The sequence below is a fragment of the Amycolatopsis sp. cmx-8-4 genome, from assembly GCF_046548675.1.
GTDB lineage: Bacteria > Actinomycetota > Actinomycetes > Mycobacteriales > Pseudonocardiaceae > Amycolatopsis.
This window is the reverse complement of sequence record NZ_JAEBDZ010000010.1, coordinates 247,216-260,179: the sequence shown is the minus strand read 5'-3', so window position 1 is coordinate 260,179 and position 12,964 is coordinate 247,216. Positions and strand designations below refer to the sequence as shown.

The window sequence follows — 12,964 nt, the reverse complement described above, 5'->3', positions numbered from 1 at the left end:
ACCTTGCCGCAGGGGAGAGGTGGATGGCGGTGGCGACGCGTGGGCCGGGTGCGGTTCCAGCCTGGCGGGTGACATTGGGGGCGCGAGCGGCCCGTTCGTGGCGTAGGGGCGCGAGTAGACCCCTTCGTGCCATAAGGGCGCGAGTGGACCACTCGTGTTGCAGCGGTGCGGGCGGCCCGTTCGTGCCGCGGAGGGCACAAGGGGTCCGTTCGCGCGCTTGGCGAACCGGTGCGAGTGGCCCTTTGGTGCCGCGAACACAGGCGCGAGTGGCCCGTTCGTGCCGAAACGGGCGTGAGCGGCCCGTTCGTGCGCTCGGCGTTGGGGCGCGAGCGGCCCGTTCGTGCCGCAAAAGGCGTGAGTGGCCCGTTCGCGCCCGACCGGCCTACGCGGCGGCGCGTCCCCGGGCCAGCACCAGCAACGGGTTCCGCAGGGCCGCGAGCGAAGCCAGCGGATCGCCTTCGACCACCAGCACGTCCGCCGCCAGCCCGGCCTCGAGCCGCCCGGTCACGGCCGAAAGACCAAGCCCCGCCGCGCTGTCCTCCGTCGCGATCTCCAGGATCCGGCGGCGGCCGAACCCGAGCCACTCGTACAGCTCCAGCGCGCCGACCGGGTCGTCGAACACCGATCCCGGCAAGCCCGCGTCGGTACCGGCCAGCAGCCGGACCCCGTGCTCCTCCAGCCACGGCAACCGGCCGTACATCGCTTGCGCCACCTCGTGACCCAGCTTCTCGACGATCGTCCGCCAGTTGCGGCTGCTCGTCGAGCACGCTGAAATCCCCCGGGCGGCCATCGCGGCCGCCACCGGATCCCGCCGGTCGAACGTGCGGGGGCCCGTCATGAAACTGCAGTGCTCGATCGTCGACACCCCGGCTTCGACCGCCGCCTCGATCGTGTCGGCGCCGTGGGCGTGCGCGGCGACCGGCAACCCGTGTGAAGCCGCGTGCGCGACGATCAGCGCCAGCTGCCGGGCGTCGAACTGCGGCTCCCACATGTCCGCGCCGCCCTCGGTGATCTGGCCGCCGGTGGCCATCACCTTGATGACGTCCGCGCCCGCCGCGGCGTTCTCGTCGATCAGGGACCGGATCGACGCGTCGGACGTCGTGGCGCCGCCGAAGAAGTGGCAGTGGCCGTCCGGCACCGTGATCGGCGGGCCGGACACCAGCAGCCGCGGGGCGGCCACACCCGCCAATGAGCGACGCACGGCCGCGCCGAGGTGGCCGCGGTCGCCCAGGTCCCGGACCGTCGTCACGCCGCTGCGCAGCATCGACGCCAGCCGCGCGCGAGTGTCCTCCAAAGAGGGGCCCACCAGGAAGTGGGCCAGCATCTCGCGTGAGGCGTCGAAGGCCAGGTGCACGTGGACGTTGAACAACCCCGCCAGCGCCGTGCCGGTCGGGAAGTCGTGCCGCGACGCGCCGGGCGCGGCCTGCGGCAGGACCTCCGCGCGCGGCCCCACCGCCACGAGGACACCGTCGCGCACCAGGATCGCGCCGTCGAGAACCGGCGTCGACGGCCGTGGCAGGACCCGGCCGGCCGTGATCAGGGTGTCCACGTCACGCGCCCATCGCGGCCGAGAGCGCCAGCAGCGGCCGGACGTCCGATTCGATGTCGTCGGCTCCCGCGGGCAGCACCTGCTTGGCGCGGCCGTCGCTCTCCTCGCCCGCCGCGTGCCGCCGCAACGCCGTCTTCAACGCGGCCGCCGCGGCGCCCGGGTCGGTGGCGACGACCTCGCCGAAGTCCGCGTCCAGGTACGGGGACAGCTGCACCAGGCCGTCGCGGATCTCGATCACCCGGCGGTAGTAGACGCGGTGCACGGTGCGCGGCGAGAACCGTTCGCGCGGCGGGGTCCGCAGCACGATGCTGGGGAACGCGCCGACCAAGACCGTCCACAGTGGATCGAGGGCCTGGTGCTCGTGCCGGTGCCGCCGGCGCCGCCGCATCGCGGACAGCCGCGCCCGGACGCCGGGGTAGGTGACGCCGGCCAGGAACAACGCGCCGCCGATGATCACGAACGGCACCCCGAGCAGCAGCAGGATCCGGACGACCGGCCCGAACGCCCACGCCACCACGATGTACAGCGCGCGGAAGATGCTGCCCACGGCCGCGCTCGCGAGGCCGACCGCGCTCATCCGCAGCCCGATCCGCAGGTTCCGGTCGGCGACGCGCAGGTAGCGCACGATCCACGCCGTGCAGGCGATCAGGCCGTAGATCAGGTACAGCCCGGCGCCCAGGTAGAACAGCGCGACGCCGCTGTCGTGGATCGTCGCCGGCCCGAGCGCGGCGCCGCGCAGCTCCGGCGGCGTCAGGTCCATCGCGACGATCATCAGCGCGATCGCCGCGGCCAGCGGCACCAGCTCGACGACCACGCGCCCGTAGCGGCGGATCGGCCCCAGCGCCGAGCCGAGGAAGAACAGGACCAGCGCGCAGACGGCGCAGGCGAGCAGCGCGTTGTTCGCCACCCGCGCGCTGCCGAGGCCGAAGACGGCGTCGAAGGCGTCCGAGATCACCTGTTGCTGGAGGAGGAACGCGGCGGCGAACCCGGCGATGCACGCGGTGACGGACCAGTTGGGCAGGGTCGGCGCCCGGACCAGCTGGTAGATCCGCCACGCCAAAGCAGCGGCGAACAGCACCATCGCGAGAACGTTCACGGGGCTGAAAAGTGTGCTCACAACCACCCTTGGTGATCGCCGAGCGCCCCCTGGATCCGGCGAAGATCCCGGTCCGCAGCGCGCCGCGGGATCGTGTAGTTCAGGACCGACGCCCACTCGAGGATGATGGTCGCGACGGTCTCGGCTTCCCACTCGTGGGCGTCATCGTAAGACGTCCGGCGCAGGGCGCGGTGTACTGCATCCGGGTCAAGATCCGGAGCCGGGCCGCGCAGGAAGTCCGCCGGCTCGGCGTCGCCCTGCGGGTGGTGGTCGGCGAGCATGTGGCCGAGCTCGTGCAGGATGATGTGATCTTGGTGGGACTTCGTCGTTTCGGCCTGGTAGAAGATGTAGTCGGCCGCCGACGTCGCGATCCAGCAGCCGAACGGCCCGGGGACCTCCAGCGGGTAGGGCATCAGCCGGATCGGTTTACCCCGCTGCTCACCCAGCCGCGCGCACAGCTGCTCGACGTCCAGCGGCGGCCCGATGTCGAGGTCCTTCAGCAGCTTCCGGCACCGGCGGCGCAGCTCGCGTTCCTTCATCGCGGCGCGTCCTCCGGGTTTCGGCCGTCGCGTTCGGCCCGCTCGTACCGTTCGACCAGGTCCAGCAGGTCCATCACCTGCCGGCGGCCCTGCGGCGACAGCTCCTGCGCGCGCATCGCCATCAGCTGGGCCTCGCCGGTCGGGGCCGGGCCGGTGGCTTCGGCGTCGAAGAAGTAGGTGACGGGCACGCCGAACAGTCTGGCCAGTGCCTCGACGTAGTGGATCTTCGGGTTCACGCGCTTGCCGGTCGCGAGCTGCTGCAGGTAGGCGGGCGACATCGCCGGCCCGCCGGCGCGCTCGACGGCCGCCGAGATCTCGCGGTAGCTGTGCGGCGCCCGGCCGTCGAGGCGGGCCGCCTCGATCAGGGCAGTAAGGCGTTCCGCGAAGGTGCGTTCCTGTGCCATCCCCGCCCCCTAAGTTTCCACCGTGAAAATTCTAGCCGGGAAACCACTGTACGCACATGTTGACAGCTATCGTATGCAGTGGTTTACAGTTGCTTCGCCTCTCGCCTTGCTCTTCCGTACCCTGGGGGTGTACGGAACCACAAGGCGAGAGGCAAGCGCGCCTCCGACTCGTCATGATCGGCCGTCTGTAGTACGCTTCGTAGCACCAAGGTTGATCGCCTCACGGCGAACCCTTGGCATGGCCTGTTGCCGGAGGTCGACCCCCAGGGCTTCCGGTGACAGGCCTCTTACTTTCTCGGGCTAAGGCATCACCGTCGCGGCCAGCGTGCCACCCAGCTCGGTGCACGCCGCCAGCACCGTCTTGTCCGGTTCGCCCGTCGCGATCACCGGGTCCGCCGCCTTCACCCAGGCCAGCCCCGTCGTGATGGCCAGCAGCTGGCGCTCCGTCCCCGACGTGTCGCTGTTGCCGTGGATCCAGTACCCGAACGGCCGGCCCCGCGTCTCGTCGAGGCACGGGTAGTAGACCGTGTCGAAGAAGTGCTTCAGCGCGCCGCTCATGCTGCCCAGGTTCGCCGGCGTCCCCAGCAGGTAGCCGTCCGCATCGAGGACGTCGGAGACCGTGGCCGCCAGCGCCGCGCGGCGGACCACCTCGACCCCCTCGACGTCCGGGTGGGCCGCGCCCGCCAGCACGGCCTCGAACATCGCCTGGGTCGACGGCGACGGCGTGTGGTGCACGATCAGCAGCTTCGGCATCAGGACAGCAGGGCCGCCACGTCGGTCCGCAACGCCGTCAGCCGGGTGCCCGCCGCCGCGCGCGCGTCCGCCAGCGAGCCGCGCACCGGCTCGACGACCTGCAGGTACGCCTTCAGCTTCGGTTCGGTGCCGGACGGGCGCACCACGATCCGGACGCCGTCGCCGGTGAGGCGCAGGACGTCCGCGTCGGGAAGCAGGTCCTCCAGCGTCACCGCGACGCCGCCGACCTCGGCCGGGGGCGCCTCGCGCAGCTTGCCCATCAGGCGGCCGCGCACCGACAGGTCCGTGACGCGCAGCGAAACCTGGTCGGTGACGTACACGCCGTGCCGCTGCGCCAGCTCGTCCAGCACGTCCAGGGGCGTGCGGCCCTCGGCGCGCAGCCGCGCCGTCAGCCCGGCCGCCAGCGTCGCGGCGGCGATGCCGTCCTTGTCCCGCACGAACCCCGGGTTGACGCAGAGGCCGAGCGCCTCCTCGTAGGCGAAGACGAGGTCGTCGCCCGCGCGGACCAGCCACTTGAACCCGGTGAGCGTCTCCGCGTAGCGGGCGCCCTCGGCCTTGGCGATCTCGCCCAGCAGCGACGACGAGACGATCGTCGTGGCCACCAAGGGATCCGGCATCATCGTGCGGTCCACAGTGGACAGGATGGTCGAGCCGAGCAGCACGCCCGTCTCGTCGCCGCGCAGCATCCGCCACGAGCCGTCCCGCTCGCGCACGCCCAGCGCGCAGCGGTCGGCGTCCGGGTCGAGCGCGATGGCCAGGTCGGCGTCCACTTCGGCCGCCAGCGCCAGCAGCAGGTCGGTCGCGCCCGGCTCCTCCGGGTTCGGGAACGACACCGTCGGGAAGTCCGGGTCGGGCGTGGACTGCGCCTCAACCAGGTGCAGGTCGGTGAACCCGGCCCGTTCGAAGGCCGCGCGCAGCGTCTCGGCGCCGACGCCGTGCAACGCCGTCGCGGCCACCCGCACGATCCGCTCGGCGCCGAGCGGGAGCGCGGCGATCTCGTCGAGGTAGCCGCCGAGCAGGTCGACGACCCCGGCGCCCGGCTCGCGCGGCACGTCGACCGCGCCCGGCGCGGCCTGGATGGCCCGCTCGATCTCGCCGTCGGACGGCGGCACGATCTGCCCGCCGGTCGCGTCGTAGAGCTTGTACCCGTTGTCCGCCGGGGGATTGTGCGACGCCGTGATCTGGATCCCGGCCACCGCGCCGAGGTGCTTCACGGCGTAGGCGAGCAACGGCGTCGGCAGCGGGCGGGGCAGCGCCTGGACGGTGAACCCGGCGGCGGTCAGCACCTCCGCGGCGGCCGTGGCGAAGTCTTCCGAGCCGTGGCGCGCGTCCCGGCCGACGACGACCAGCGCGCCCGCGTGCCCCTGCGCGGTCAGCCAGGCCGCCACCCCCGCGGTGGTGCGCGTGACGACGGCCACGTTCATCCCGTTCGGTCCGGCGCGCACCGGCCCGCGCAGCCCGGCCGTGCCGAACTCCAGCGGCCCGGCCAGCCGGTCGGCCACCTCGTCGGCGGCCGCGGCGTCGCCGCCCAGTGCCCGGGCGACGACCTCCTGCAGTTCGGCGCGGGAGGCGGCGTCCGGGTCGTCGGCGATCCAGCGGAACGCGGCGTCCCGCAGCGTGGAGGTCAAAGTCACCGCGCCAGCCTACGGCTAGGGTCGGGCGGGTGCGCTTGCTCTTCACCTCACTGGGGTCCTTCGGCCACACGTTCCCGCTCGTCCCGCTGGCGCTGGCCGCGCGGGACGCGGGCCACGACGTCGTGTTCGCCACCTCGGAAGACTTCCTGCCCCAGCTGCGGAAATCCGGGCTCGAGACGGCCGCCGCCGGGCTCGCCATGAAGGACGCCTTCGGCCAGGCGTTCGCCACGTCCGGCCCGCCCAGCCCGTCCGGCCCGCGGCGGCAGCCGGGTGAGATCCCGCCGGAGGTCCTCGGCCCGATCGTCGCGAAGGTCTTCGGCGACCTCATGCCGAAGCGGTTCGTCGCCGACCTGCTGCCGCTGTTCGAGCACGCGCGGCCCGACCTGGTCGTGAGCGAGGCCGGCAACTCCGGTGGCGCGTTCGCCGCGATGCAGGCCGGGATTCCCGTGGTGGCGCACGGTTTCGGCCGAGTGTCGAGCGACGACCCGATGGTCACGCACATCCGCGACGCGATCCGGGCGCACGCCGCCGGCCTGGGCATCACCGTCGGCGACGACCTTTCGTTCGGCGGACCGTACATCGACATCTGCCCGGAATCGGTGCAGGAACCGGGTTTCCTGGCGCGGGCGCGGGCGCGGCGCGTGCCGCTGCGGCCGGTCGGCTGGAGCGAGCCCGGTGAGCTGCCCGCGGGTGTGCTGGACAAGCGGCGCCCGCTCGTCTACCTGACGCTCGGCACCGCGATGGGCCACGCCGGCGTCCTCGGCGCGGCGATCGCCGGGCTGTTCGGGCTGGACGTCGACGTGCTGGTCGCCACCGGCCCGACCGTCGACCCGGCGGCGCTGGGCGAAGTGCCGTCGAACGTGCGGCTCGCGGCGTGGGTGCCGCAGTCGGCGCTGCTCCCGCACGTCGACCTGGTGGTGCACCACGGCGGCAGCGGCACGACGCTCGGCGCGTTCGGCGCGGGTGTCGGGCAGCTGCTGCTCCCGCAGGGCGCCGACCAGTTCAGCAACGCCGACGCGGTGCTCGCGGCGGGCGTCGGCGCCCGCCTGCTCGCCGCCGAGGTCACCCCGGACGCCGTCGCGGAGAAGGCCCGCCACCTGCTGACGGACCCGACCGTCCGCTCCTCGGCCACGGTGCTGGCCGCGGAGGTCGCGGCGATGCCGTCCCCGGCCGAGGTGGCCGCCCAGCTCCCGTCGTTCGCCTGAGTCCCCAAAGCGGCACTTTCACGTGAAAGTGCCGCTTTGAGGGCCCTCGGACGTATCTTTCCCTACGAAAGTGACGGGTCGGGTCAGGCGCGGGCGACGAGGTCGCGCAGCAGCGAGCCCATCCGGGTCGCGGCCGCGCGGCCGGCTTCCAGCACCTCTTCGTGGTTGAGCGGCTCGCCGGTCATGCCCGCGGCCAGGTTCGTCACCAGCGAGAGGCCGAAGACCTCGACGCCGGCGGCGCGGGCCGCGATGGCCTCCAGGACCGTCGACATGCCGACCAGGTCCGCGCCCAGCGTGCGCAGCATGCGGATCTCGGCCGGCGTCTCGAAGTGCGGGCCGGTGAGGCCCGCGTAGACGCCTTCCTCCAGCGACGGGTCGATCTCGCGGGCCAGGGACCGCAGCCGCGCCGAGTAGAGGTCCGTCAGGTCGACGAAGTTCGCGCCGACGATCGGGGAGCGGGCCGTCAGGTTGAGGTGGTCGGCGATCAGCACCGGCTGGCCGACCTGGAACCCCTGGCGCAGCCCGCCCGCCGCGTTGGTCAGCAGGACCGTCCGGGCGCCGGCGGCCGCGGCGGTGCGCACGTTGTGCACCACCGGGTCGATGCCCTTGCCCTCGTAGAAGTGCGTGCGCCCCAGCAGGACCAGCGCCCGGCGGTCGCCGACGCGCACCGAGCGCACCGTCCCGCCCTGCCCGGGCACCTTCGGCGCCTCGAACCCGGGCAGCTCGCCCAGCGGGATCTCCGCGTCGGCCTCCCCGATGACGTCCGCGGCCGGGCGCCAGCCCGAACCGAGCACGACGGCGATGTCGTGCTTGTCCACCCCAGTGCGGTCGGCGATGACGGCCGCGGCTTCCTGTGCGCTCATGCGAGGGAGCGTATCCGGACGCTGCGGACGGCCAGGAACACCACCAGCCCGAACGGCGACAGGAAGATCGTGAGCAGCAGGATCGGGCTCACGATCCACGGCGAGATCTCCAGCGAGCGGGCCTCGAAGTACATCCACCGCGCGATGAACAGGTCGAACGCGATGAGGTGCGCCCAGACGAGCCCGGCGCCCCACGGCGTGGCCAGCAGCGTCTGCAGCACGCCGAGGTCGGGCCGCAGCATCGCCCGCCCCCACTCCGCGAAGTGCGGCAGGACGAGCCCGAAGTAGCAGATCAGCGGCAGCAGCGGCACCCACGGCGACCGCATGATCCGGGCCGTCCAGCGCCACTTCGGCAGCAGGATCATGAGCGCCCAGAACGGCGTCGCGAGCGGGAACGCCCAGGTGAACAGGGCCATCACACGGCCACCCGATCAGGGGTCCGCACGACGGCCCACGAGGCCAGTCCGACGGCGACCGCGAGCGTCGCGGCCGCGCCCAGCGTCACGGCGTCCGGGTGCACGATCGACTGCGCCCGCAGCGCCTGCCAGGTGACGAGCCCGATCAGGCCCGTGTACCCGGCGGCGCCGATCAGGACCAGCCGCGCGCGGACGACGTCGTCGCGCAGCCGCGGGAACCGCGAGGTCAGCGCGAGCAGCGCGATCGCGAGCAGCGGCAGCGCCTGCAGTGCGTGCATCCCGACGAAGTGCGGGATCCGCAGGTCGCCGCCGACTGTGCTCCAGCCGAGGATCGGCAGGCCGGGGCCGCCGTCGGCCAGGCCGACGGTGTGCGCGCCGACCATGTCCGGTGTGCCACCGGACTTCCACTGCGCCAGCTGCTGCGCGGTCGGGCTCGTCATCAGCATGCCGAGCGAGATCCCGGCGAGCGACAGGACGGCGCCGGCGCGCACGGCCCAGAAGCTCGCGCGGTCGGCGACCTTCGTGAACATGACCAGGACGGTCAGCGCGAACGTCGCCAGCCAGAGCCCGATGATCATCTTGCCCATGACGTCGTAGATCGTGGTGTCCAGCGGGGTCGAGTTGTTGAAGTGGCTCGCCCGGCCGCGGGCGGCCTGGAGCGCCAGCAGGACGTACTCGCCGGTGAAGATCACCACGAGCGCGTTCGTCAGCCAGCCCGCGGTGCGGCGGAACCGCGGCAGCAGCGAGACCAGCCAGCTCCACGTGAGGAAGTAGAGGCTGCCGGAGATCGCGAACTTGAGCGGCTTGACCCAGATCGGCGCGCCTTCGAGGGTCCGGTGGTCGACGAGCAGCGCGGCGACGCAGAGCACGGCGACCACGCCGAAGGCGGCGCCGGCGTACCGCGATGGCGGGTGCCACCCGCGGGTTCTCGTCCGGAGATCGGCAAGGATGGTCATGGTTCCTCCCAGAATGGATAGTCAAGCTCTCCGTTATGGGAAGTTAAGGTATCCATACTGAGAAGTCTTCAGGGTTGCCCCGGAGGCGGACCCTGAATCGAACGCGCGATCGGAGCGGAAACGCATGCGGATGGCCGAACTGAGCGCCGAGTCGGGGGTGCCGGTCGCGACCGTCAAGTACTACCTGCGCGAAGGTTTGCTGCCGCCAGGCGAGCGCACCAGCCCCAACCAGGCGCGGTATTCGGCGACGCACGTCCAGCGGTTGCGGCTGATCAAGGCCCTCACCGAGGTCGGCGGGATGTCGCTGGCCTCGGTCGGCACGGTGCTCGAAGCGATCGACGGCGACAAGACCCCGCACCGCACGATGGGCGTCGTCCAGGAGGAGCTGGCCGGCCCGGCGCCGCAGGTGTCCGACGAGGCCGCCGAGTGGGCGTGGGAACTGCTCGACGGGATCGTCCGCCGCAACGGCTGGGGCGAGCTGAAGCGCAAGCACGTCGCGGTCGAGAACCTCGTCGCGGCGCTGGCCACGGCGAAGGAGCTGGGGCACGAGAAGCTGGCGGAGCACCTCGAGGAGTACGCGCACCTGGCGATCCGCGTCGCGGAGCTGGACGTCGACACGGTGACGGGCCTGACCTCATACGACAAGATCATCGAGGCCGGGCTGGTGGTGACGGTGCTGGGTGACCGGATCTTCGCGGGCCTGCGCCACCTCGGCCAGGAACTGGTGTCCCGTGAGGTCCTCGGCGACGTTCCCGACTAACCGAGGCCCAGGAGCCGCCGAAGCTCCTCGACGTCGAGCGAGCCCGGCCGCAGTCCCGCGCGAGCCGCGTGGCGGGCCAGTGCCGTGAGCTTGGCGTTGACCGGCGCCGGCTGCCCGACGCGGCGGCCGAGCAGGGCGATCTCGCCGTTGAGGTAGCCGGTTTCGATCGTGCCGGTGCCGCGGACGAGCGACTGCCAGCTCGAACCGCCCAGCTGCGCGGGCTCACCGGGCACCGGCTCGAACGACAGGCCACCCCAGCCGGCTTCGACCTCGTCGTCGTCGGCGTAGCCGATCCCGGCGCTCGCGAGGACGGCTTTGCCTTCGTCCTCGGCCGCTCGCCGCAGGTCGTCCGCGCCCGTGGTGTCGCCGAGCAGCGCCTGCAGCGCGTTGCTCAGGTTGGACAGCAGCTTCCGGTACTTCCACCGCATGACCTCGGCCACCGGGACGACGCCGAAGCCGGCCGCGGTCCAGTCCGCGGGGAGTGCACCGAGGTCGTCGTCACCGGCGCCGTACCGGCCGATGTGGAAGACGCCGCGGGGCGAGCGGGTGCGGACGATGACCTCGCCGGGTTCGGTCAGCACCGTCGGGAACCACACGCACACGCCGAAGACCCGCTCGAAGGCGCGCAACGCGATCTCTTCGCCGGCGACCCCGTTCAGCGCGGTGAAGATCGGCAGCAGCTCGGCGGCGCTGCCGGCGACGGCCCCGGCGTGGTCGTGCACCGGCACGTCCGCCCACTGCTCGACGGCGGCTTCGGCCTGGTGCGTCTTGGTCGTCAGCACCAGGACGTCGTCGACCGTCAGCCGCACGCCCTCGGGCCCGGTCGCCACCGGCACGCGGAGCGCCGACGTGCCGTCCGGGCACCGCAGCGTCAGGCCGCCGGTCGCCATCGCCGCCGCGTGCGCGCCACGGGCGACCAGCAGCACCGAGCGGCCGTGCTGGGCGAGGAGACCGCCGAGCGCGCTGCCGATCGCGCCCGCGCCGACGAAGACGTACCGGGTCATCAGTCGGAGATGGTCAGCGACTGGGCGACGGGCTCGAAGACGTCCTTGCGGGTCGCGTCCTCCTGCTCGGTCGGGGCGGTGACCGAGAAGATCCAGAGGCTCGAGCCCGCCTTGAGCAGGTTCATGAACGTCACGCGGGTGACGCTGGTCGAGTCGCCGCTGTCGGTCGTGCGGAAGGTCAGCGTGGTCCCGTTCGCCAGGGGCTGCGGCGGGAAGAGCTGGAACCCGTCGGACGGGTAGAGCTGCTTCAGCTGGTCGATGTAGGGCTGGTCGCTGGGGTAGTCGCTGAAGTAGTTCGTCAGCCGTTCCAGCCGGATCGCGCGGCGGCCGTCGTCCGAGACGTACTGGACGACCGTGCTCAGCCCGAACCGGGTGTCGTGCGGGGCGACGAACTTCTGCCAGCCCTTCGGCACGCCGAGGCCGAACTCGCCGCCCTTCACCCCGGTCGCCACGTTCGCGTCGCCGGACTGGCGCACCAGCTCGGGCGGCGGCACCTCGGTGGGCCCGTTCGACGCCGGCCGCGGCTCGGCGGCCGGCGGCAGCAGCGACTCGCCGCCGACCGTCCGGGCCAGCGCGAACCCGCCGCCGGCGGCGACCAGGAAGAGCAGGATCGCCACGCCGATGAGCACGGCGGTGGCCTTACCGGTCCGCCGTCCCGACCGCGGCAGGGGCGGCGGCGGGACGAACACCGTGGCGGCCGGCGGTGCCGGGGCCGGCGCGGCGGGCGGCGGCTTCAGGAACGGCAGCGGGCCCGGGTCCGACGCCAGCTCGGCGCTCTTCTCGGCCTGCTTCTCCACCTTCTCCGGCAGGACGGTCTTGATCACCTGGGTGTCGGTGGCGTCCGGCTGGGCGGACGTCTTCTTGCCGTCCGGCGTGCGGAACAGCTCGGGCCCGAACAGGTCGAGCGCGGTCTTCGTCTGCAGCGGGTACAGCCGGTGCCGGACGTCGCGCAGCGTGATCCGCTTGTTCGGCTCCTTCTTCATCAGCGCCGAGATGACGTCGGCCAGCGGCCCGGCCTTCGGCTTGGGCACCTTCCCGTTGACGACCTTGCCGACGGTCTCCAGCGGATCGCCGTCGGCGTCGTACGGCGGCGCGCCCTCGACCGCGGCGAACAGCGTCGCGCCGAGGCCCCACAGGTCCGCCGCGGGGGTGACGGCGCCGCCCGAGGCGACCTCCGGCGCGATGTAGGCGGGGGAGCCGAGCATGATCCCGGTACGCGTCATGGTCGCTTCGGAGACGTTGCGGGCGATGCCGAAGTCGGTCAGCTTGATCCGGCCGTCGCTGGCCACGAGGACGTTGCCCGGCTTGACGTCGCGGTGGGTGATGCCGGCGGCGTGCGCGGCCTCCAGCGCGGAGGCGACCGCGATGCCCATCGCGGCGGCCTGCTCGTAGGTCAGCGGCCCGTGGTCGCGCAGGATGTGCGCCAGGCTGCGCGAGGGCAGCAGCTCCATCACCACGAACGGCTGGTCGTTCTCGCGGGCGACGTCGTGCAGGATGATCACGTTCGGGTGGGACAGCACGGCGATCGCGCGGGCCTCGCGCAACGTGCGTTCCCGCAGCTCGTCCGCCTGCGACGACGGGATGCCCGGCGGCACCTTCATCTCCTTGACGGCCACCTGGCGGTGCAGGAACTCGTCGTAGGCCGACCAGACGGTACCCATGGACCCCGAGCCCAGCACCGAGCGCAGCCGGTAGCGACCGGCGACCAGTCGTGTCTCTTCGCTGGAGGGGGGCACGCGCCAATTGTGTCGTACCCCGCTCCGACCCCTACCACCCCCGGGGGCG

The 12,964-nt window shown here is 72.6% G+C and carries 13 protein-coding genes; 2 read left to right on the top strand and 11 right to left on the bottom strand.

Features of this window, described 5'->3' with window-relative positions; translation table 11 throughout:
- Positions 1–382: 382 nt before the first annotated feature.
- The 6 genes from ACLJQZ_RS23380 to ACLJQZ_RS23355 form a co-directional block, all read right to left on the bottom strand.
- The gene (locus ACLJQZ_RS23380; protein ID WP_410622030.1) at positions 383–1,549 is read right to left on the bottom strand and encodes an amidohydrolase family protein; all 1,167 of its coding nucleotides are present in this window, start codon (positions 1,547–1,549) and stop codon (positions 383–385) included.
- A 1-nt stretch (position 1,550) separates the two neighbouring features.
- A complete protein-coding gene (locus ACLJQZ_RS23375; protein ID WP_410622029.1) occupies positions 1,551–2,666 on the bottom strand; it encodes an MAB_1171c family putative transporter in 1,116 nt (371 codons plus the stop codon).
- Complete coding sequence (locus tag ACLJQZ_RS23370) at positions 2,663–3,184, bottom strand: hypothetical protein (protein WP_410622028.1); 522 nt, start codon at positions 3,182–3,184, stop codon at positions 2,663–2,665. Before ACLJQZ_RS23370 ends, ACLJQZ_RS23375 begins: the two co-directional genes overlap by 4 nt.
- Positions 3,181–3,588: an XRE family transcriptional regulator gene (locus tag ACLJQZ_RS23365; RefSeq protein WP_410622027.1), complete on the bottom strand. Its 408-nt coding sequence runs from the start codon at positions 3,586–3,588 to the stop codon at positions 3,181–3,183. Before ACLJQZ_RS23365 ends, ACLJQZ_RS23370 begins: the two co-directional genes overlap by 4 nt.
- 300 nt (positions 3,589–3,888) lie before the next feature.
- Positions 3,889–4,341, bottom strand: a complete 453-nt coding sequence (locus ACLJQZ_RS23360; RefSeq protein WP_410622026.1) for a flavodoxin family protein — start codon at positions 4,339–4,341, stop codon at positions 3,889–3,891.
- Positions 4,341–5,975, bottom strand: coding sequence for a phospho-sugar mutase (locus ACLJQZ_RS23355; RefSeq protein ID WP_410622025.1), 1,635 nt, complete (start codon positions 5,973–5,975; stop codon positions 4,341–4,343). Before ACLJQZ_RS23355 ends, ACLJQZ_RS23360 begins: the two co-directional genes overlap by 1 nt.
- A 29-nt stretch (positions 5,976–6,004) precedes the next feature.
- Between ACLJQZ_RS23355 and ACLJQZ_RS23350 the strand changes: the two genes are divergently transcribed.
- A complete protein-coding gene (locus ACLJQZ_RS23350) occupies positions 6,005–7,180 on the top strand; it encodes a glycosyltransferase (protein ID WP_410622024.1) in 1,176 nt (391 codons plus the stop codon).
- An 83-nt stretch (positions 7,181–7,263) separates the two neighbouring features.
- Here ACLJQZ_RS23350 and ACLJQZ_RS23345 read toward each other — a convergent pair whose 3' ends face one another.
- From ACLJQZ_RS23345 to ACLJQZ_RS23335, 3 genes are read right to left on the bottom strand one after another with little or no spacing between them, the layout of a single operon-like run.
- Positions 7,264–8,043 carry a purine-nucleoside phosphorylase gene (locus ACLJQZ_RS23345; RefSeq protein ID WP_410622023.1) on the bottom strand — a complete coding sequence of 260 codons (780 nt, stop codon included), beginning with the start codon at positions 8,041–8,043 and terminating at the stop codon, positions 7,264–7,266.
- Entirely contained in the window at positions 8,040–8,459 is a 420-nt protein-coding gene (locus tag ACLJQZ_RS23340) for an ABA4-like family protein (protein WP_410622022.1), read from the bottom strand. Before ACLJQZ_RS23340 ends, ACLJQZ_RS23345 begins: the two co-directional genes overlap by 4 nt.
- Complete coding sequence (locus ACLJQZ_RS23335; RefSeq protein WP_410622021.1) at positions 8,459–9,415, bottom strand: hypothetical protein; 957 nt, start codon at positions 9,413–9,415, stop codon at positions 8,459–8,461. Before ACLJQZ_RS23335 ends, ACLJQZ_RS23340 begins: the two co-directional genes overlap by 1 nt.
- Before the next feature lie 130 nt (positions 9,416–9,545).
- Between ACLJQZ_RS23335 and ACLJQZ_RS23330 the strand changes: the two genes are divergently transcribed.
- Positions 9,546–10,175, top strand: a complete 630-nt coding sequence (locus tag ACLJQZ_RS23330) for a MerR family transcriptional regulator (RefSeq protein ID WP_410622020.1) — start codon at positions 9,546–9,548, stop codon at positions 10,173–10,175.
- Here ACLJQZ_RS23330 and ACLJQZ_RS23325 read toward each other — a convergent pair.
- The gene (locus ACLJQZ_RS23325) at positions 10,172–11,179 is read right to left on the bottom strand and encodes a ketopantoate reductase family protein (RefSeq protein WP_410622019.1); all 1,008 of its coding nucleotides are present in this window, start codon (positions 11,177–11,179) and stop codon (positions 10,172–10,174) included. The two genes, ACLJQZ_RS23330 and ACLJQZ_RS23325, sit on opposite strands and share 4 nt — an antisense overlap.
- Complete coding sequence (locus ACLJQZ_RS23320; protein ID WP_410622018.1) at positions 11,179–12,915, bottom strand: serine/threonine-protein kinase; 1,737 nt, start codon at positions 12,913–12,915, stop codon at positions 11,179–11,181. The genes ACLJQZ_RS23325 and ACLJQZ_RS23320 overlap by 1 nt, the downstream gene beginning before the upstream one ends.
- Positions 12,916–12,964: the final 49 nt, after the last annotated feature.